The 21,562-nt window shown below is 55.3% G+C and carries 15 protein-coding genes; 7 read left to right on the top strand and 8 right to left on the bottom strand.

The window, feature by feature from the left end:
• Positions 1–158 precede the first annotated feature (158 nt).
• The 4 genes from rcsA to KWG64_RS04890 all read right to left on the bottom strand — a co-directional run bounded on the left by rcsA (position 159) and on the right by KWG64_RS04890 (position 5,544).
• The gene (gene rcsA / locus KWG64_RS04905) at positions 159–773 is read right to left on the bottom strand and encodes a transcriptional regulator RcsA (RefSeq protein ID WP_195812511.1); all 615 of its coding nucleotides are present in this window, start codon (positions 771–773) and stop codon (positions 159–161) included.
• Positions 774–1,163: 390 nt separating this feature from the next.
• Positions 1,164–2,354: a glycoside hydrolase family 88 protein gene (locus KWG64_RS04900; protein ID WP_218521118.1), complete on the bottom strand. Its 1,191-nt coding sequence runs from the start codon at positions 2,352–2,354 to the stop codon at positions 1,164–1,166.
• A 22-nt stretch (positions 2,355–2,376) separates the two neighbouring features.
• Positions 2,377–3,663, bottom strand: coding sequence for an oligosaccharide MFS transporter (locus KWG64_RS04895; protein WP_218521117.1), 1,287 nt, complete (start codon positions 3,661–3,663; stop codon positions 2,377–2,379).
• Positions 3,664–3,705: 42 nt separating this feature from the next.
• Positions 3,706–5,544: a DUF2264 domain-containing protein gene (locus tag KWG64_RS04890; RefSeq protein ID WP_218521116.1), complete on the bottom strand. Its 1,839-nt coding sequence runs from the start codon at positions 5,542–5,544 to the stop codon at positions 3,706–3,708.
• A gap of 261 nt (positions 5,545–5,805) precedes the next feature.
• On the opposite strand from KWG64_RS04890, the gene KWG64_RS04885 reads away from it, so the two are divergent.
• Positions 5,806–6,657 (top strand): AraC family transcriptional regulator, encoded by an 852-nt coding sequence (locus KWG64_RS04885; RefSeq protein WP_218521115.1) that lies wholly within the window; start codon positions 5,806–5,808, stop codon positions 6,655–6,657.
• 28 nt (positions 6,658–6,685) lie between these two features.
• Here KWG64_RS04885 and KWG64_RS04880 read toward each other — a convergent pair whose 3' ends face one another.
• A complete protein-coding gene (locus KWG64_RS04880) occupies positions 6,686–8,110 on the bottom strand; it encodes a pyridoxal-dependent decarboxylase (protein WP_218521114.1) in 1,425 nt (474 codons plus the stop codon).
• A gap of 443 nt (positions 8,111–8,553) precedes the next feature.
• Between KWG64_RS04880 and KWG64_RS04875 the strand changes: the two genes are divergently transcribed.
• The gene (locus KWG64_RS04875; RefSeq protein ID WP_195812505.1) at positions 8,554–10,212 is read left to right on the top strand and encodes a glucan biosynthesis protein D; all 1,659 of its coding nucleotides are present in this window, start codon (positions 8,554–8,556) and stop codon (positions 10,210–10,212) included.
• A 227-nt stretch (positions 10,213–10,439) separates the two neighbouring features.
• Here the strand turns inward: KWG64_RS04875 and KWG64_RS04870 are convergent, their stop codons facing one another.
• Positions 10,440–10,622 (bottom strand): hypothetical protein, encoded by a 183-nt coding sequence (locus tag KWG64_RS04870; RefSeq protein WP_152326042.1) that lies wholly within the window; start codon positions 10,620–10,622, stop codon positions 10,440–10,442.
• Between the two features lie 381 nt (positions 10,623–11,003).
• Here KWG64_RS04870 and KWG64_RS04865 point away from each other — a divergent pair, with 381 nt between their 5' ends.
• Entirely contained in the window at positions 11,004–12,101 is a 1,098-nt protein-coding gene (locus KWG64_RS04865; RefSeq protein ID WP_218521113.1) for a glycerol dehydrogenase, read from the top strand.
• 57 nt (positions 12,102–12,158) lie between these two features.
• Here KWG64_RS04865 and KWG64_RS04860 read toward each other — a convergent pair whose 3' ends face one another.
• Positions 12,159–13,445 (bottom strand): DUF445 domain-containing protein, encoded by a 1,287-nt coding sequence (locus KWG64_RS04860; RefSeq protein ID WP_218521112.1) that lies wholly within the window; start codon positions 13,443–13,445, stop codon positions 12,159–12,161.
• A 31-nt stretch (positions 13,446–13,476) separates the two neighbouring features.
• Entirely contained in the window at positions 13,477–14,397 is a 921-nt protein-coding gene (locus tag KWG64_RS04855; protein WP_195824616.1) for a LysR family transcriptional regulator, read from the bottom strand.
• A 171-nt stretch (positions 14,398–14,568) separates the two neighbouring features.
• On the opposite strand from KWG64_RS04855, the gene KWG64_RS04850 reads away from it, so the two are divergent.
• From KWG64_RS04850 to KWG64_RS04835, 4 genes are all read left to right on the top strand, one after another.
• Positions 14,569–15,957, top strand: a complete 1,389-nt coding sequence (locus KWG64_RS04850) for an MFS transporter (protein WP_255562087.1) — start codon at positions 14,569–14,571, stop codon at positions 15,955–15,957.
• Between the two features lie 79 nt (positions 15,958–16,036).
• On the top strand, positions 16,037–17,695 hold the full coding sequence (locus KWG64_RS04845) for a multidrug ABC transporter permease/ATP-binding protein (RefSeq protein WP_218521111.1): 1,659 nt from the start codon (positions 16,037–16,039) through the stop codon (positions 17,693–17,695).
• Positions 17,696–17,717: 22 nt separating this feature from the next.
• The gene (locus tag KWG64_RS04840) at positions 17,718–18,536 is read left to right on the top strand and encodes a hypothetical protein (RefSeq protein WP_218521110.1); all 819 of its coding nucleotides are present in this window, start codon (positions 17,718–17,720) and stop codon (positions 18,534–18,536) included.
• A gap of 166 nt (positions 18,537–18,702) precedes the next feature.
• Positions 18,703–21,135: a DUF3772 domain-containing protein gene (locus tag KWG64_RS04835; protein ID WP_218521109.1), complete on the top strand. Its 2,433-nt coding sequence runs from the start codon at positions 18,703–18,705 to the stop codon at positions 21,133–21,135.
• The last annotated feature ends 427 nt before the right edge of the window (positions 21,136–21,562 follow it).

Here is a 21,562-nt window from a genome sequence, read left to right as displayed (position 1 = left end):
CCGGCCGTGACGAAAAGAAAACGCCATATAAAGGACATCGGCATTTCGCCGCAGGGATTCAATTTATATATGAGAGCTGGATCGCATTTCAGGGTTTAAGTGGGGCGCTACAGGCGAAGCGCGCGCTCAGCCTGTAGCGAAAACCAGAGGTGGGAATATCAAATCGCGTAGATGCCGTTATTAAGCTGGTCGCACAAACGGACGACGTGATAAATAATGTGTTTGTTCGGTGATTTAATCTTCCTCTTAATATTTCCTTTGTATGAAGACACCGTTTTGGTTTTGATTTGTAGTTTATCGGATATTTCAATAGTCCCGTCGCCTGACATCCACATTTTCAGCATCGCAGATTCAGAGCGGCTGAGCATAACCGGCCGGATATCCAGCACGGCACAGCTGGCCGGGTTTTGCGCCTGAGGCAGTGACGGGTGATTTAACAGTTGCTTGAGCGTTTCCGCCTTAATGGATTTCGAGGTGATAATGACGTTCTTACGAACGAAAATATATTCTTCAAAATGAATACGCGTGCGTGACATAAAGATAAAAAACAACGTGTCAGGGTATTCGGTGATCAGTGCGCCCAGACGTTCTTTGCTGTCCGGATGCGAAGACATGCAATCCTCATTAATGAATACCACGGAGGGATTGAGTTTTGCACATCCCGCCTGAAGCTGATCGAAGCGATCAACGTCAGTGATCTCCCGTTCGCTGGTGAGAAATTGTTGCAGGCCGAGTCGGGTATACCGGCATGGATCCAAGATTATCGTTTGCATAGTAAGTCCTCATAGGACGTCCTTGTTCTGCATAATGATTGGACGCGATAGGGTCAGCACATATTCTTAATACAGCGTGCTGAACCTACTTTTTGCATGAAAAACGTCAGCGTGGAAGCCTTATTTTTTGAGGGCTCACGGGGGCAGGTGCTTAGATTAATTTGGTTTATGTCACGTTTAACTTTGATACTGATCAAAAGAATCAGTAAAATTAAGACTATTCCTAATGGATGTAATGACATACAAGAAGTGCTTGTTTCACGGCGTGTTACCGTAACACGAGGGAACTGTTCGCAGTAAAATGATGAGCTTCATTATCCTTTAAAATAATTCACGAATGAAAAATGGCAATAAAACCAGACGCAGCGTGTAAACGCCGCGTCTGAAAACTCACCAGTAGGATTGCCAGCACTGCGTCAGGCGTGTCAGCGCCTCAACGTAAAAGTAATCTCCCCAGCTGCAACATTCATCCACGCCTTTCCCGCTGCCCATGTGATAGACAGAATGCTTAAGCAATCCGTCACAATCTTCCTGATCCACCGCCAGATAACGCTCTGTCAGCGAATCCATGATGCGCAGCGCCATCTCTTCATAATAAGCGCGCTTATCGTCGGTGGCGGGCAGGGTGATGGCCAGTTCCAGCAATCCGCAAACCGCAATCGCCGCCGCTGAACTGTCGCGGACCGCACCGGTGCCCAGCAGCGCCAGATCCCAGTGACACACATCGTCTTCCGGTAAACGATTGAGAAAATAATGCGCCAGACGGCGTGACAGCTCGACCTGCTCCGCATCGCCGGTGTAACGGTAGCTGAGCAGGAATCCGTAAATTCCCCAAGCCTGACCGCGCGACCAGCAGGAATCGTCGGAATAACCCTGATGCGTATTGCCGAAACGCGGCTCGCCGGTCACCGTGTCCATATAAAACGTGTGATACGTCGAGGCATCCGGGCGAACGATATATTTCGCCGCCTGTTCCGCATGTGCCCGCGCGGCGTCGGCAAAGCGCGGTTCCCCGGTTTGTTCACTGGCCCAGTACAGCAGCGGCAGATTCATATTGCAGTCAATAATCATGCGCCCGGCCTGTTCCGGATCGTTCAAATCACCCCAGGCCTGAATGATTTTGGCTTTTGTGTTGAAACGCTCCATCAGCGCTTCGGCTGCCAGCAGCGCAAAACCGCGCGCCTGACGGTTACCGGTCAGCTTAAAAGCGCTCACGCACGACAGGCTGTAAAGAAAACCGAGATCGTGTGTCGCGGTATCCATCCGGTTGGCGATACGGTTGCCAAAAGACGTCACCTGTTTTTCGGCCGCCGCACGATAACGGTCATCGCCGGTCATTTCCCACGCCAGCCACAGCTGTCCGGTCCAGAAACTGGTGGTCCATTCCACATTGTCGGTCAGCGGATAATGGCCTTTCTCGCAGTTTTCCGCCGGGAATTTATCGCCGAATTTATCCAGATTGCGCGAGATTTTGCTCAGCACAGTCTCGCGGGCGCGCTGCATTTTTTGCGCGAAGGCAATCCGGTCCAGCTGGTTAAGTTCTACAGGGCGTAACTTTTCATTAGCGATGTTCAGTGTCATCAGTTCTTCCTTTTTAACGTGTTCAGCGTTTTAACGGTGCCAGTTCAGGTCTGTGTTCAGGAGTTTCAGCGGGGGCCGGTGAGCCGTGACGCAGGCTCTGGCAGGCGGATAACGTAAAGGCGGAAATCAGCGTAAAGCACAGCGCAATACCGCCCATAAACAGATAAGTGTGTTCAAATCCGATGCGGTCGTAGAAATATCCGGCAGGCGGGGCGACGACGATGGAACCGACGTAAATCATCGCCTGGTAGCCGAGCAGGTACATGGTGGCGTTCACGCGTTTGCTGAAATGTTCGGCGATGTATTTGAAAACCGACACCAGCAGCAGCGCGATTTCCAGCCCGTAGAAAGGTTTGATAATGGAAATCAGCAGCGGATCGCTGGTCAGCCCGGACGCAATCAGGCGCAGCCCGACCAGAGCGCCGACCAGCAGCAGGCTCTTTTTGGCCCCGAAATAGTTCACCAGGAACGGGATCACCATCATCATCAGAAACTCAAGACCGGACTGCACGGTGCTCAGATAGCCGTACCACGCGTTGCCTTGCTCTTTGGTATCGAAGAAGGTGACGAAGTAGCGCGAGAACTGTTGTTCGGCGACAAACATCATCCACGCGACACCGGCGACATACAGCGAGAACATCCAGAACTTGCGGTTTTTTAGCAGCAAAATCACATCGCTGAACATGATTTTCTGCTGAGAAATCACATCATTGTCTTTGAGTTCTTCATCACCAATTTTCAGTGACAGCAGGACTGCCAGCATCACCAGTGACGTCGCGCTGCTCAGGCCAAAGTTCCAGGCCGGAGACAGGTTAAACAACACGCCGGAAAACGACGCGGCCAGCGCCCAGCCAAGCGAGCCCCACATCCGCACCTGGCCGAATTCCATGTGATACAGGCGGCTGAAGCGGTCGGCATAAGATTCCGACGCCGCCACACCGGCGTACCAGCCCAGGCTCAGATACAGTGCGCCGACGATAATCCCGGTCATCAGATGGCTGTCGAGCAGCGGCTGATACACGAAGATGAAGAAGGGCGCCATCAGGGCCGAGACCAGCACAACAAAATAGAGCAGGGATTTGCTCATGCCGATCTTATCCATGATGTAGCCGTAGACAGGTTTCATGATCACCGCGAATACGCCGTTGACCGCAAAGACCGTGCCGATGGTGACGCTGTCCAGCCCGGCTTTCTGGCCGAGCCACAAGGCGTAAAGCCCGAAGCTGGAAGACCAGGTGAAAAAGTAGAGAAATATAAAGCCACTCATTTTGTAATACGCCGGTTTACTGGCGGTTTTTATTGCTTTCATAATGACTCCTGAAGACTGTTCTGGCAGCCCTGACGGCGGCTCTTAACGCAACGTGATTTGCCCACTGTGCCCCTGATAGTGCCAGCGTAATTGCTGCCCCTCGCGGATCACTTCCGGCACACCTTGCGTGCAGATATCCTGCGTGGCGGAGGCGCAAACGGCGGTGATCAGCCAGTGCTGACCGGCGGGAAGTGCGCCGGTCAGCACCGGGATCGCGGCGGTTTCGGCAAACATAATGCTGCTGTTCGGCGGGGTGATGACGGTGGCGGCGTTGCGCGATGTGGCTTCTTCGAGACACACAATCCGGCTGATGCCGTTGCGTGCGCTGACGGTGACGGCACGTGTGTCCGCCGTCATCTCTGTGCGCGTCGCCGGTTCCTGAATCACCGCGAAACCGCCTTCCGCGGAGGTCAGTGGCCGCCGGTTTTCGACATGGTGAACGCGCAGATGCCAGTCGCCGCAGGGGATCAGCCAGGTGCGCACAGTGACGTCGTGCCACGGCAGCCAGCGGGAATAAATCATCGATTCCGTGATGCGCGTTTCTGCGCAGTCGCGGCGTCCGCGGTAATAACCGTCGTCTTCCGAGAACATCAGCAGGGAATCGCATCCGGCGTGATTCAGCCCGTAGCGGCCACGGTCAATCGTAAAACCGAACTGGCTGGAATAGGCGAATTTGGTGTATTTGGCTTCGGTATTGACGAAGTTATTCAGCTCGATTTGCCCGGACGTGAGCATCACCACGTGCTGGCCCTGTGCGTCGCGCGTCAGGATCTGGCTGGCGTGCGCAATGCAGTGTGTGGCAGGAATATCGGGCAGCGGCGCTTCTTCTGCCTGCCAGAAGGCGTCGTCGTGCGGCAGCGCCAGCACCAGAAACAGTTTGCACGCCCAGTAAGGGGAGCCCGGTGCGTTGTAGTCTTCGGCCATCGCCAGATTCGGCGCGTGATAGCCAATGCTGAGTACGCCGTCGCGGTCGAAAATCGGCTCTTTCAGCCAGTGCCTCAGATGGCGCAAAATCACCCCTTTCACGATGCCCGGCGTGAACACGTCCAGTTTGCTGTAGGCGGCAGCGCTCCAGAACGCGGCTTCGGCAAAGCGGTAAGTCAGGCTGCGGCCAAACGGTACGGCGGCACCGCTGGCGGAGAACATCGTGATGAAATCCTGCGCAAATTGCTGCGCGCGTTCCCTGAGCACGGCGGCGCGCGGGGCATCCACGTCGGCCATATTCTGTGCGTAAATCAGCCCGTAATAATGAAAGGCCATCGAAATATAGTAATCACGCGGGCGCCCCGGTCCGTCGGAATACCAGCCGTCACCGAGGTAATAGGTTTCCATCAGCGCAAAGCGTGCGGCCACGGCGGATTGATCCCACGGCATTCCGGCATGTTTGAAGCCCATCTGCACCATGATCGGGAAGAAATTCCAGTTGTTATTGGGGATCACGGCGTCGCGTCCCTGATTCAGCCAGTCAGCCAGATTTTGCTGTTCCTGCACCGAAAAATGGCTCAGAAGACGTTTATCCAGCAGGGTCAGCCCGACGCCAAACGCTGCCATTTCTACGCAACGCTGATCGAAATCGCGGATTTTTCCCCAGTATTGCGGGTGCTGCGGATCGGTACCGAACCGGATCGCATTCATGTAAAACGGCAAATCCGGGCATTCACCGCCACCGGCGAGCAGCGGGAAAATCCCCCACAGCATGCGTGACAGCGCTTCCATTTTGGCAATCTCTTTACCGTAATGCGTGGTGGTATTGCCGAGGTCGATTCCACTTTTGCCTTCTTCGGTGTAGGGCGAAACGGCGGCCAGCAGATCGTTTAGAAGATGTTGTACATCGTCGCGGGTACGCAGCGGATTGCTGGTATTTATTTTTTTCAGCGTCATAAAGGGACTCCCGGTGACATGATGGGTACCAGAAAATAAGGGTTTATTAATTTGAAATATTATTTCAGTTCTCTGTGTCGCGAGTGAAATATAGAGAACTGGCGATCTCTGATTGTTACGTGCTTCACAGAATGCGGCGATTTTTGAAATTGTGATTATTAAACTGGCGGTAAAACGGCTTAAATTATAAAAAGCAGACGAAAAATTGTGTTTTGTTGTCCCGGCAAAAATCCGGTGTTAAATAACGCAAGGAACCCCGCAATGGCGGCATCCGATTATCTTGAACGTATTGCCCTTACCGATCGTCAGGTTTCTTTTAACCGGATGAACCGCGGCAGCGCCAATTATTTTCACTGGCACCAGTGTCTGGAATTACTCTTTGTCAGCCAGGGTTACGGCATCGTCATTGTCGATAACCAGCAATACACGTTGCGGCCGGGGCGGTTATTTGTTTTCCCGCCTTTCAAACTGCACAAGGTATTTGTGGAAGCCGATGCGAAAAATGCCTATTTACGCACCACTATGCATCTCGACCACGTTCTGCTCGACGGCTGCCTGCAATCCTTCCCGCAGCGGCGGGCGAGGTTCGCCAGTTTGTGGGACGCCGACCGCGCCGCGCACATTTATGACCTCACCGAACACGCCAGCCATATCGAAGTGATCCTCGAACAGTTCCACCGTCTGCCGGAAAGCCGCCAGCACCAGTGGGAAGAGATCGCCATGCTGGTTTTGCAGCTGATGGCGTTTATGCCTGCGGAAGATGCGTTACCGAAAACGGTCAGCCGCACCACGGCGTCAAAAGTGATGCAGTGGATTGAAGAAAACTACGTGCAGAAATTCTCGCTGGCGGAACTGTCGGCGGCGATTGGCTTATCGGAAAGTTATATTTCGCGGGTGTTTGGTGAGGAAACCGGGGGCTCCATTCAGGATTATCTGGCGACGCGGCGGGTGAAACGCGCCTGCGAACTGCTGCGTTCAACTGATCGTTCCATCGAGGCCATCGGCCTGCAATGCGGGTTTTCTGACGCGCCGTATTTCATTACGCGGTTCAAAAAGATGATAGGTAAAACGCCGCTGCAATATCGCAAGGCGGCGTTTTCGCTACTGACCTGACCCGGGACAACCTGAAAAGTACTGCGGATCAGATCTCCGGGTAGCAGGCTTTCATGGAATTCACAGCCAGCTCAATATCCGCTTCTTCCGTCATCCAGTTCACCAGCGCGGCGCGTATGCCCGGCTTGCCGTTCAGCGAGGTTGACGTACAGCGCACCACACCCGCGTTATCCAGCCGTTGCTGGAACCGGTTGCGCTTCGCCAGCGCTTCCGGCGTGCCGTCGGCACCTTCCAGCGCAAAACACACCACGTTGAGATTAACCGGTGCGAGCAGCGTAAAGCCCGGCGTCGCGGCAAGTTTCTCGCCCAGCAAATGCGCCAGCCCGACGTTGCGCTCCACCACTTCCGCCAGCCCGTCGCGGCCATAGGCTTTCAGCGCCATCCACACCGGCAACGCACGAAAACGCCGTGAGTTTTCCGGCGTCAGATGCAGGTAATTGTCCGGACGCACGCTGGGCAGAACGAGATACGCCGAATGGTTCTGGAAAACCTGAACCTGCAAGGCCAGATGACGCTCCTGAGTAAACTGAACCGCGCTGTCATACGGCACGTTCAGCCATTTATGGGCATCGACCGTAATCGAATCGGCGTCTTCCCAACCGGCCAGAAGCGGGGCATAACGTTTCGAGGCCGCCGCCACACCGCCAAACGCGGCGTCAACGTGCAGCCAGAAACCGTATTTTTCACGCAGCCGCAGCAGGGCGGGCAAATCATCAAACGCGACCGTATTCACCGTTCCGGCGCTGGCGAGCACCATCGTCGGGCGGTCAGGGTCGGCTGCCAGAATGTCTTCCAGCGCCGCCGGATCAATCGCTTCGCTGCCGGGCAGTGTTGCCACCGTCACCAGCGCGTCGCGCCCGATGCCTAACATGCTCAGTGCTTTTACGCTGCTCGAATGCGCGGCGGCGGAAAGCACGCGGATCGGCCCCAGCGCCGCCAGCCCTTGTTGCGCGATATCCACGCCGCACTGCTGCCCCAGCCACTGGCGGGCAATCGCCATACTGACAAAATTCGCCATGGTCGCGCCGCTGACAAACGTGCCGCACAGCGCATCCGGCAGGCCGAATAACTGTTTGAGCTGATCAATAGTGGCCAGTTCGATGGCGGCCGAAACCGAATCAAAATTCAGCTGAGTGTTTTGATCGACGGTGCTGACCAGCCAGTCGGCGGCCAGAGACGCGGGCGTGCCGCCGCCGGTCACGAAACCGAAATAGCGCGGACCGGCGCTGGCGGACATTCCGCTGGCGTACCGGTTCCAGAAATGTTCCAGCGCGGCCTGTGCGCCGATACCGCTTTCCGGCAACCGGTCGTCTCCGTCTTGCAGATTTTGCGCGCTGGCGGGCGGGCAGGTGGAACGCGCAGGCAGCGTTTCGAGAAAAGAAACCGCCGTGTCACAGGCCTGCCGCAGGATTTCAGGCAGGGTGTCCAGATCGTGCTGAAGCAGTGGGTGCATAAAATTCCATTAAGGTTCAGATGATTAATACCATTCTTTAACTTACCCGATTACCCGGCTGCGGCAAATTGACATATTTTCACCTCGCTTATCCTGTTGTGTGAGTGACGTTGTCACTTTCGTAGGAAAGAGATTGGCCGGTAAATAACCTTTCTGTAACAGAATGCTCCTAAAATCAGGCACAATTTCTGCCCTAAAACGGGGCAGTGCTCGCCCTTTGAACACCGGTTGCCCAAATCACGCGCAGCCCTTGTCTGGCGGGGAATGACGCTGTCAGATGTGCTTACTTTTTCAAGTAAAATATTAGCTGAATGCATTCAATTTCTTGTACTCGGCTTGTGAATTTTACGTTAGCCTTAGGGTCGAAATTTTTTGAATACGCGGGGGCCACGTCGTGAGGCGGTGCTCCCAGATTTTTGCCCAGTACAGGAAACGATTCTGGCATGGAACGAAGAGCATTTATTAAAGCATCAATGGCATTCGCCGCCTGGTGTGGTGTGCCGGCAATGTCCACACTGTTCACCCGTTCCGCTGAGGCGGCAGAGGCGAATGTGGCAGACGGCGGCGAATTGCCATTTGATTTCAACGCACTGCAAAAGATGGCGAAAGAGTTAGCGGATAAGCCCTACGGCGGCGCGCCTCTTCCTTTACCCAAGACGCTGGCAGAATTAACGCCACAGGCTTACAACGCCATACAGTACGATCACGCGCATTCCCTGTGGAATGGCCTGCCGGACCGCCAGCTTGACGTCGAATTATTCCATGTCGGCATGGGTTTCCGCCGCCGTGTGCGCATGTACTCCGTCGATCCGGTGAAGCATCTCGCGCGCGAGATTCATTTCCGCCCGGAGTTGTTCAATTATCACGACGCCGGTGTTGATACCAAACAGCTGGAAGGCTTCTCGAATCTCGGTTTCGCTGGTTTCAAAGTCAACAAAGCCCCGGAACTGACGCGCCGCGACGTGGTGTCATTCCTCGGAGCCAGCTATTTCCGTGCGGTGGACGACACGTATCAGTACGGCCTGTCAGCGCGAGGCGTGGCGGTGGATACCTTCACCGACCAGCCGGAAGAGTTCCCGGATTTCACCGCTTTCTGGTTTGATACACCCAAACCGGGCGATACCACCTTTACGGTTTACGCGTTGCTGGATGGCCCGAGCATTACCGGTGCCTATAAATTCCTGATCCACTGCGAACCGACCCGCGTGGTGATGGAGATTGAAAACCATCTTCACGCCCGCGAAGACATCAAACAGCTGGGCATTTCTCCGATGACCAGCATGTTCAGCTGCGGGACCAACGAACGCGGGCGCTGCGACACGATTCATCCGCAGATCCACGACTCTGACCGCCTGCAAATGTGGACCGGCACCGGCGAATGGATTTGCCGTCCGCTCAATAACCCGCAGCGTCTTCAATTTAATGCCTACAGCGATAACAATCCGAAAGGATTTGGCCTGTTGCAGCTCGATCACGAGTTCAATAATTATCAGGACGTGATTGGCTGGTATAACAAACGCCCGAGCCTGTGGGTGGAACCGGTCGGAAACTGGGGGAAAGGGGCCGTCAATCTGATGGAAATCCCGACCACCGGCGAAACGCTCGATAACGTGGTCTGCTTCTGGCAGCCGGAAACCCCGGTGAAGGCCGGTTCTGAATTCAATTTCAGCTACAAACTTTACTGGAGTGGCGAGCCACCGCACCGCAGCCCGATGGCTAACGTACTGGCGACCCGCACCGGTATGGGCGGTTTCCCGGAAGGCTGGGCACCGGGCGAGAATTATCCGCAAGTCTGGGCGCGTCGTTTCGCCATTGATTTCACCGGCGGCGAGCTGAAAGCTTTCGCCGATAAAGGCATCGAGCCGGTGATTAACGTCTCTGCGGGTAAAATTAAGAACATCGAAATTCTGTATGTGCAGCCGTTCGACGGTTACCGGATCCTGTTCGACTGGTATCCGGACAGCGATTCCGTCGCGCCGGTCGAACTGCGCATGTTCCTGCGTTCCGGCCAGAAAGCGTTGTCGGAAACCTGGCTGTATCAGTATTTCCCGCCAGCGCCGGATAAACGCAAATACATCGATGACCGTCAGATGACCAAATAATCCCCTTCATCAATCAGGCCGCAGTGCTGCTGACTGCAACCTGAATGATTTTGAGGATCGAAAGATCAGAAAAACAAAAAGCCCCGACTCGTCGGGGCTTTTGCTTTCTTACTTTTCTGTTTATCTGTCATTTGCAGGTGAACCAGACACAGGATCTTGCAAAAATACTTCAAAGGGTAAAGCAAGGGTAACGCACGGTACTCAACTGCTGAAGGCCAAGATGGCAATCAAAACGCCTTCACCAGCATTCCGTTCTGCGGTTGTTGCTGAGGATTTTTCAGCGCCGCGTCGAAGGATCTCTCGATCTCTTTCAACTGTTGTAAGAATTCTTGTGGCGAGAAATCGTGTGATTTGCCGCTCATGTAGGCCAGGGCCAGTTCTTTGGCGTTGTAACGTTGGAAGTTATACATGCTGTCAGTTCCTTATTAATCAAAAAAATATTAACGGGATGGCGAACAGCGAGCTGGCTTATAACCACTGCTTACGACGTGCTGCCAATGCAATGCATTCTACTGAAAAGATTGATAAGTGAAAGTTGGTGTTGTTTATGCATTCAATAGTTAAAACCTAACTCAGAAGGGGTTTTTGATTGCGAATCTGAATAGTCATTTTTGGTGATTAATTCATCAGGTGGCTATCTGGCGTGGCGAAAAATTCAACTTCATGAAAGATAAAATTTCTTTGCGAGTCATGCTGTTAATGTGAATTAAAAGGGTTGGGCTTTACAACCTGCTGGGGTACCCTCAGTGAAGTTATCCACGGATCATTATCAACGAAAAGAGGTTTTTATCATGAGTAAATTTATCTTCTCTTCGCCAGGAAAATACGTTCAGGGCAGCGGTGTTCTGGATGAGTTGGGTGATTATCTGCCTGCGTTAGGCGGGAAATCATTTCTGATAGCTGATGATGTCGTTTGGGGAATTATCGGCGATCGCGTGAAAGCGTCGCTGAAAAAAGCCCAGGTTGAATTCCATTTCGAACGTTTTAACGGTGAAGCCTCTGCCAGCGAAATTACCCGTCTGGCGGCAATTGCCCGCGAGGCCGGGACCCACGTCGTGGTCGGACTGGGCGGCGGTAAAACACTTGATACCGTCAAAGCCATTGCCGATGAACTGAAACAGAATGTGGTGATTGTGCCGACCGTGGCGTCCACGGATGCGCCGTGCAGCGCGCTGTCGGTGATCTATTCTGACAACGGCGTTTTTGAATCTTACCGTTTCTACCACAAAAACCCGGATCTGGTGCTGGTCGATACCCACGTTTGCGCACAGGCACCGGTTCGTCTGTTCGCATCCGGCATTGCCGACGGTCTGGCGACCTTTGTGGAAGCGCAGGCGGTGTTGCGTTCCCATTCGCAATCCATGGTCGGCGGTGACCCGACAATTGCCGGTATGGCGATTGCCGAAGCCTGTGAGAAAACGTTGCTGACGTACGGTTACAGCGCGTACACGGCGGTTGAGCAGAAACTGGTGACACCGGCGGTGGAAGCCGTCGTGGAGGCCAACACGCTGCTCTCCGGTCTCGGTTTTGAAAACGCCGGTCTGGCGGGGGCGCATGCCATCCATAACGGCTTCACGGCGATTTCCGGTGACATTCACCACCTGACGCACGGTGAAAAGGTGGCGTACGGCACGCTGACGCAGATGGTGCTTGAGCAGCGTCCGGACGAAGAAATCGCGCGCTATGTGCGTTTCTACCGTTCCATCAAAATGCCAACCACGCTTAAAGAGATGCATCTGGAAAACGAATCGTTCGCCAGTCTGGTGAAAATCGGTGCACTGGCAGGCGGCGAGGGCGATACGCTCGGCAACCTGAACCACAACCTGTCTGCCGAAGATGTCGCGAATGCGATTCTGGCCGTGGACGCGTTCAGTAAAACTGTGAAGTAAGGTTACGCAAAGCAAAAAGGCCGGTTATCCGGCCTTTTTTACGCGCTGATTCTGCCGCTAGACCCGCGCCATCACCCACGGGATCGCTGCCGGCAGTTGCGACAGCAGATACAACGCCAGCCCGATAAACGCACCGACCAGCGTGCCGTTGATGCGGATAAACTGTAAATCCTTCCCGATATTCAGCTCGATTTGCCGCGACATATCCCGCGGATCCCAGCCTTTTACCGTGTCGCTGATGTGACGCGTCAGGAATTGCGCGAAGTCCGGTGCCATTTTCTCTGCGATGGTTTCCATTTGCTGATTCAGCGAACTGCGGAGTTTCTCGTCCTGCGCCAGCGCATTTCCCAGCCACTGGCCGGATTCGGTGACTTTCGCAAACACCCGCGAATCTTCACTTTCCAGATCTTCTTTCAGCCAGTTGCGCATGTCGCCCCACAGCTGCAACACGTAAACATTCAGCTTCTCGTCATCTTTCAGATACTGCTTAATCTCTTCGGCTTTCTGCGCGGTTTCCGGGTCGTTTTGCAGCTTCCAGATAAAGTTCTGTACCGAACGGTCGAAGCCTTTGCGGAAAGCATGGGTTTTGTCATTGCCCATATCATCGAGCACCGAATTCACCGCGTTTGACACCAGATCGGCACCGTTTCGCCCCAGCCAGCCGGTGGGAAGAAGTTTGGCGGTCAGCGGATGTTCGCGTTTCATCCAGCCGACAATTTGCGCGGAAATAAACTGCCGCGTGCTGTCCTTGGCCAGCAGGATTTCCAGCTGATCCATCGCCTGATCCAGCAGTTGCTGATGGCGGCCGCCTTTGGTCAGGCTTTCCAGCAGGGTCGCAATAGACGTTGAAAGATCGATTTTATCGATGACGCGGTAAAGCGCGCGGCGGATAAGTTGCGCGATGCGCTGATCGTCCGTGACATCGAGAAAACCGCGGATCATCTTCACCGCGTATTTTGCGAAACGCTGCGCGTTGTCCGGTGCGTTCAGCCAGTCCGTGAGCATCTGCGCCGGATCGTGCTGGCGGATAAGATTGATAAGCGTCGCGGGCGCGAGGAATTTTTCCTGCACAAACACCGCCAGATTGTCGGCAATTTTGTCTTTATTCCTGGGAATAATGGCCGTGTGGGACGCCACAAACGGCACCGGGACGCGGCGAAACAGCGCCACCACGGCGAACCAGTCCGCCATTGCGCCGACCATCGCGGCTTCGGAAATGGCTTTCAGGCCGGAAACCCAGAAGTTGGGCGGCAGGAAAAGGGTGATGACAAACAGGGCGGCGGCAATCAGCAGCAGCCCGAGCGCGTTACGTTTACTTCGGCGAAGTTCTTGTTCTTTATCCATTAGCTCAGTTTAGGAAGCGTCAGGCAGGCTGTCAGCTTTTTTCTTGTCTGCGGCTTTGTTTTAGGAATGCGGCGGAATGCGCGGTGACCAGTTGCCGGAAGGCGCTCAGTGCGGGCGTATCGCTGTCCTGTCGCCAGGCCATATAGATTTCAGCGATGGCGTCAGGGTGGCTGAGCGGGCGGAATTCCAGACCGGGAAAACCCAGATGCCGTGCGCTGTCCGGCACAATCGCCAGCCCGACACCGGCGCGCACCAGCCCGAGAATAGTGTGCGTCTGGCTGCAATGCTGAACGTAATGTGGCACGACGTTCGCCCCGGCAAAAAGCCCGGCCACGCAATCGTAAAAGTATTTTCCCTCAGTCGCGGAATACATGATGAAAGGGAGCCCGGCGAAATCGCGCACGCGCAGCCGGGCTTTGGCTGCAAGCGGCGACGCGGGCGGCAGCGCCACGCACAATGGTTCACGCAACACGCATTGATAGGCCAGCGGGAACAGCGGTACCGGCTGGCGGACAAATCCGATATCCAGCGTACGGGCAGCCAGCGCCTGAAGCTGCGCGGAAGAGACCATTTCTTTCAGGATCAGGGTGATGGCGGGAAGTTTTTGCGTCGCCAGCGCAATAATCTGCGGGATTTGCCAGTAACCGCTGACCGCCGTGAAGCCCATCATCAGGCGTCCCATCTCACCTTTTTCGACACGCTTCACCGTCTCCTGCGCCTGTCCGGTGAATTCAAGGATCATCCGCGCGTCGCGCAAAAATGCGCTGCCGGACGCCGTCAGACTGACATGCCGGTTGCTGCGTTCAAGCAGACGTGCGCCGAGCGCGTGCTCGAGCAACTGAATCTGACGGCTCAGCGGCGGCTGCGTCATAAACAGACGTTTTGCCGCCCGGCCAAAATGCAATTCCTCCGCCACCGCCACAAAACACCGCAGTTGATTTAATTCAATCATTCAATTTTTGACTTGTTCCATTGTCTTTTTAACTTAGACCGTATCGTCAGATGTTTCTACTCTGTTAATTAATTTGGATTTTTTAGATCTGGATGGCGTGGCCCAAACGCAAAAATTTGTGCATCAGGTCACAAAAAGCAGGGAGTGCACTCATAAGTCTGGAGAGAAAACATGACGTCCCCTACAGATGTGTCAGATACCCAAAATACGGCCACCCGTGAAGCCGCAGGCGAAAGTGCCAGACCGGGCCATTTTCGTTATGTCGTCCTCGGAATGATTTTCGCGATAACCGTGATCAACTACGCCGACCGCGCCACGCTGTCGATAGCCGGTACGGAAGTGTCACGGGTTCTCAGCCTCGATCCGGTGATGCTCGGCATGGTGTTCTCGGCGTTCGCGTGGGCTTACATGATTGGTCAGATCCCCGGCGGCTGGTTGCTGGATAAGTTTGGTGCACGGCGTGTTTACGGGTGCAGCCTGGTGCTGTGGTCGGTGTTTACAATGTTGCAGGGCACCGTGGGCTGTTTTGGCGTCAGCGGGATTTCCGCCGCCATCATGCTGTTCTTCCTGCGGTTTATGCTCGGGCTGGTGGAATCCCCGGCGTTTCCGGCCAATGCGCGCATCGTCGCCTGCTGGTTCCCGACCAACGAACGCGGAACCGCCACCTCGCTGTTTAATTCGGCGCAATACATGGCGATTGGCGTTTTTACGCCGATTATGGCGTGGCTCACACACGCGCTCGGCTGGGAACACGTTTTTCTTTGGATGGGCGCGGTGGGGCTGATTGCGGGCATTGCGTGGTTTGCCTTTTATAAAGAACCGCACAGCAGTCCGTACATAAAACCGGCAGAGCTGGAGCATTTGCGCGCCAACGGGGCACTGGTCGACCTGGAACTCAACCGCCGCGCCGCACGGCAGAAATTCACCTTCCGTGAAGTGATGCAATTATTCCAGAGCCGCACGCTGTGGGGCATTTATATCGGGCAATATTGCATCACCTCGATGAGTTATTTCTTCATGACCTGGTTCCCGATTTACCTGATCAAAGGACGCGGGATGACGGTGATGCAGGCGGGCTGGGTGGTGGCGTTACCCGCCATTTGCGGTTTCACCGGTGGCGTACTGGGCGGCGTGATGTCGGATTACATGATCCGCCGCGGGGTCAGCCCGTCGAAAGCGCGTAAAACACCGTTCGTGCTGGGCATGTTTTTTGCCGCCATGCTGGCGATGGCGAATTTTGTGTCCACGGACGCGGCAGTGATTGCGTTAATGACGCTGGCCTTCTTCGGCAAAGGGCTTTCGGCGATTGGCTGGGCGGTGATGTCGGATACCGCGCCGGAAAAAATGATCGGCCTCAGCGGCGGCGTATTCAACTGCCTGGGCAACGTCGCGGGGATTATCACGCCGGTGGTGATTGGCTATATCGTCGCCGTCACCGGTTCCTTTAATTACGCGCTGTGGTTCGTGGGTGCGCACGGTTTACTCGGCATGTTTGGCTATCTGGTGGTCGCCGGAAAATTCGAACGCATGGTGATCCGCCCGGAACCGCGCCTAAAATGAGAATTGTTCTTGATATGACAAGGTGTGTCATTAAACTGCGTGCAGCATTATTCCCCTGCATTCAGAATGAGACCAATTCATGGAGTTGTTACGCGTTGTATTTAAACAATATCGCTGGCCGTTTTTAGGCGTAATGGCGCTGAGTCTGCTCAGCGCCGTACTGGGCATCGGCCTGATCGCGTTCATCAATCTTAAACTGATTGAAACCACGCAGGGTTCCCTGATGGTTTTGCCGCAGTTTCTCGGATTATTACTGCTGCTGATGGCTGTGACGCTCGGCTCTCAGCTGGCGCTCACCGTGCTCGGCCACCACTTTATCTACCGCCTGCGCGGGCAATTCATCAAACGTATTCTGGATACGGACATCGAACGCATTGAGCAAATCGGTAACGCGCAACTGCTCGCCAGCCTCGGCAGCGATATCCGCAATATCACGCTGGCCTTCGTGCGTTTACCGGAACTGGTGCAGGGCATCATACTGACCATCGGCTGTGCGGGCTATCTGGCCTGGCTTTCCCCGGAAATGCTGCTGGTCACCGTTATCTGGCTGCTGATCACCATTTTTGGCGGTTTCAAACTGGTCTCACACGTTTACCGCCATCTGGCGAAAGTGCGTGACGCCGAAGACAAGCTGCAAACGGATTACCAGAAAGTGATAGAAGGGCGCAAAGAGCTGGCGCTGAACCGCGAACGTGCGCGCCATCTGTTTGACGACGTCTATCGCAAGGACGCCGAAGAATACCGCCATCATATTATCCGCGCCGATACCTTCCATCTCAGCGCCGTAAACTGGTCGAATATCATGATGCTGGGCGCGATTGGCCTGGTGTTTTTCATGGCGAACACGCTCGGCTGGTCAAATACGGACGTCGCCGCGACCTATTCACTGACGCTGCTGTTCCTGCGTACGCCGATGTTGCAGGCCGTGGGCGCGTTGCCGACGTTGCTCAGCGCGCAGGTGGCTTTTGGCAAACTGAAAGCGCTGAAACTGGCCGAACACAATGACGCATTCACGCCTGCGGTTGCTGCGAAAAACTGGCAGACGCTGGAGTTGCGCGACCTGACGTTCAGCTATGCCGGGAAAGAAGAGGGGTCTGGTTTTGGTATCGGGCCGCTGAACCTCCGGATTTCCCGTGGCGAACTGGTCTTTCTGATTGGCGGTAACGGCAGCGGAAAATCCACGATGGCGATGCTGCTGACCGGGCTGTATCAGCCGCGTTCCGGGCAAATCCTGCTCGACGGTGTGCCGGTCACGGCGGAAAACGCCGAACAGTATCGCCAGCTATTCTCGGCGGTCTTTACCGATTTCCATCTGTTCGGCCAGCTTATCGGCCCGCAGGGCAAAAAGCCGGATCCGCTGCTGGTGGAAGACTGGCTGCAACGCCTGAACATGAAAGAAAAACTTCAGTTCACCGGCAACGAAGTGACCAACCTTCAGCTTTCTGCCGGGCAGCGAAAACGCGTGGCCTTACTGCTGGCGGCGGCCGAAGGGCGCGACTTCCTGCTGCTCGACGAATGGGCGGCCGATCAGGATCCGCAATTCCGCCGGACGTTCTACCGTGAGCTGCTGCCACAATTGCGCGATATGGGTAAAACCGTGCTGGCAATCAGCCACGATGATCACTATTTTGAACACGCCGATCGTTTGCTGGAAATGCGTCAGGGCAAACTGAAAGAACTGCACGGGCAGGAGCGCGCCGACGCCAGCCGTGATGCGGTCGCACAAATCGGCCTTTAACCGTTTATAAAAAGGAACAGGAATGAACTGGACTGAAGGGGTGGTGTGGGGCGTCAGTGCCGTCGTAACAGGCTTACTGATCGGGCTGCTGCATAAAAAAGGCGTGCTAAGCCGCGTGCCTGCGGTGATCGTGTTTCTGGTGCTGTTTATCGGTGGCAATCTGCTGTGGAGCGCGGTGATAAAGCCGCATCTTGCCGGTAACCGTGAGGAGCAAAAGGTCGATCAGGCGCTGGCTGAACTGCCGCTTTACACCACGATAAAAGCGCAGGAACCGACGCTGTACGCGCAGATCCGCAGCAATATTCTCAAGCTTCGTAAAGAAGGTAAATCGCAGCAGGACGCCATTAATACGGTGAAACCGATGGTCTCTGTATTGCTCACGCAGCGCATCAGCCATGCGCCGGATGCCAACGTGAACGAGGCGATGCAGGTGAATCTGGAAGAGATGCAAACCTTGCAGGCACGCAAGGACGGCAGCTGCTTTAAGTTCCTGTATCCTCAGGTCAGCGGCGGCATTAATACCGCGCAGGTTCTGCCGCCGGAGCTGTTCCAAAAAGATCTCAACACCATGAATGACTTACTGCTGGCGACCGGCAGCGGGCAGACCGAACAACCTGCGGCGGTCAGTACCGAACGCGTGATCGCCATGATGGCTCCGGTGCGTGAGGCGCTGGGCAACATGTACGGCGAGCAGTTGCAGATGTTCAGCGACCTGACCAAACCGGACGTCGATCGCGAGAAAGTTTGCGAGATTTCCATCAGCCTGTATTCCGGTATTCTTGCGCTGCAACCGGCAGACTCGGCGGCAATCTTGCGCCAGATGCTGGGCGCGAAACCCTGAATTTCCCGCCGGGCTGCGTATCTGAACGTGCAGCCCGGCGCGGCCTGACGGCAACATAAACAGACAATCCCTACTATTCTTCTTAACAGGAAAGGGTATTCTTACGCCGTTCATCTAAAACACTTTTGTTTCGTAAAAAATAACGAGCTCCCGGAACCATCCTTCTATGCAAAAAATGTTTAGAGTGCCGTTTTTGTTACTGGCATTGTTGTCATGTCTGCTGTTAACGCCTGCGCTGAGTCAGGCCGATGACAGCACCGGTCAATCTGCCACCGAACAGCCGGTCAAAGTTAACGCCAGCACCGCGCTGCCGGCATTGCAAAAACGTCTGGATCAGCTGAAACAGCAGGTCTCTTCGGCGAAAACCGATAAAAAATTCACCGGCCTGACCGATGCCGCGCAGGCACTGGCCGAAGACGCCGATAAACTGGCGGCAGCGCTCGCGCCCGATCTGACGCAGGTTCAGGCACAGCTCGACGTTCTTGGCCCTGCGCCTGCGCCGGGAACGCTGACCGAAACGCCTCAGGTGATCAGCCAGCGTAATAAACTCAACAACAGTAAAACCCTTCTCACCACGCAGATTGAACAGACCAAAGCCATCGGCGTGGGCGCGCGGAACCTGTCTTCACAGATTTCCGGCCTGCGACGTGACGCGCTGAAAACCCAGATTGCCCTGAACACCGGCAGCATTCTGGGCGGGAATTTCTGGGCACCGTTGTTCCACCCTAACGATGACGATTCTGCACGCTTCAGCGATTTTGGTTCGCAGGTGAGCGATGCCTGGACGCAGGCGTGGAGCCCGGAATGGCGCGCCGGCTCGGGCATATATCTCCTGCTGGCACTGGTACTGGGCATCTTTGGCCGCCGCGTGCTGGATAAACCGATGAACTGGATCCTGCCGCGCTGGTTGCCGCAGGGCCGCTTCCGCCGCAGTTTCCTCGCCTGTTTCACCACGCTGAGCACCACACTCACGCTGGGTTTCAGCGTTCAGCTCATCGGCTACATCTTTACCCGTCTGCCGGATACCTCCGCGTGGGTGAATGAGTTCGCCGAACAGCTAGTCGAGCTGACGTACTTCTCCGCGCTGATTGCCGGGCTGGGGATTGCGCTGCTCTCGAACAACCATCCGTCCTGGCGCTTGCCGGGCATTGCCGATCCGCTGGCCAAAACGCTGGCCTCGTTCCCGGTTTTGCTGGCCACCTTTATTTTCCTGTTCGGCATTATTGAGCAACTGAATAACCTGGTCGGTGCCAGCGTCGCCGCGACGTTATTCGGTAACGGTCTGGCCGCATTACTGGTGGCGCTCAACTGCCTGATTGCGCCGGTTCGCGTCAACAGAATGCGCCGTAAAATGAAAGCCGACGGCGAGCAAACCGAGGCCCGTTCCACGCTGGCCGGGCTGATTCATCTGGTCATCAGCATTACCGCTGTTGTTATCATGCTGGCGCTGGTGATTGGTTATATCCCGCTGGCGCGTTTCGTCACCTTCGAACTGCTGTGGATCGGGCTGGTGCTGAGCTGCCTGTATCTGCTGATCCACTTCGTGGTGGATTTCTTCGAAAGCCTGTTCGCGCCGGGTACGCACAGCGGCAAAATTATCAAAAGCACCCTGAGCGTCAATGATCGCCATCTGTCGCTGGCGGCCACGCTGTTCTCGGCCATCGGTAAAACTGCGCTGCTGCTGTTTGCCGCGGTTGCGCTGCTCAACGGGACGTTCGGCTCCACGACACCGCTGGAATTGCTGGCGAAAATTGTCGATATCTGGGGAGGTAAAGGTCTCGAAGGGGTCAACATTATTCCGGCGCACGCGGTAAACGCGGTGCTGTGTCTGGTGGTTGGCTGGTACATTCTGCGTTCCGCCCGCCGCTGGCTGGATAATGATTTCCTGCCGAAAACTATGATGGATCGCGGGATGCGCGCTTCTCTGGTGACGCTGTTCACCAACGTGGGTTACGTGCTGATTATCCTGCTGACGCTGTCGTCGCTGGGCATCGAGTGGAACAAACTGGCGTGGATCGTGAGCGCCTTGTCGGTCGGTATCGGTTTTGGCTTGCAGGAGATTGTGAAGAACTTTATCTCAGGCCTGATCCTGCTGACTGAACGTCCGGTGAAAGTGGGCGACTTAATCAGCATCAGCGGTGTGGAAGGGGATATCCGCCGGATCAACGTCCGTGCGACTGAAATCCAGCTCAGCGATAAATCCACCGTGATTGTGCCGAACTCCCAGCTCATTTCTCAGAACGTGCGTAACGCCACTATGGGTAATGCGCAGGGCGTGGCGACCATCGCGCTGACATTCCCGCTCGACATCGACCCGGAACAGGTACGTAGTTTGCTGCTCGACGCTTACAACGCGCACGAACAAATCCTCGATACGCCTGCGGCGTCCGTCAGCTTTAAAGAGCTGGGTCCGACCGGCATCATCCTGAGCGTGACCGGCTACGTGAACAGCCCGCGTATTGTGAGCGGGACGCGGAGTGATTTGTTGTATGAGATCCTGAAGATGTTACGCGATGCGGGGATCAGCCTGAGTCAGACGCAGACAATGGTCATTGAGAGACCCGGGAGTGGGAGGAACGCCCAAACAGAGGAGTCGTAAACTCTGTTTATTGGGCTCGCCGCCCGAAGTGGCTTTCAAGTTCAAGTTCAAGTTCAAGGTCGTGGGCGTCGGCCCACACCGACTTGGGGGCCGGCATATCGCCGCCACCCCCCAAGCCCCCCGGGCTCTTTCACTGCGCGCTACCGCTGGCTGGCACTGTTTCAGCAACTCCGGCGAGTGCCGCAAAATCCCGCCGCTTCGCGGTGCCCTTCAGTCGGATTACAAACCGCGCGAAAAGATACGCGGTTTTCCACCTCTCCCTCCGGCGCGATTTTTGAAAGCGGCCAGAGGCTAATAGTTCGCAACCTTGCCATGCCATTCATTATTTAGAAAAACGAAGAAGCATCAGAATCGATTCTTTTGAATGGTGAGATGGCGCGCTCAGAAATTTTGCTGACCGAGGGTTCGAGACCGCAAGGCTCGAAGC

The organism is Rahnella sp. PD12R, from assembly GCF_019200965.1.
Lineage (GTDB): Bacteria > Pseudomonadota > Gammaproteobacteria > Enterobacterales > Enterobacteriaceae > Rahnella > Rahnella laticis.
Note: the sequence above shows the minus strand (reverse complement) of the source record. Positions and strands in the feature narration are given on the sequence as shown.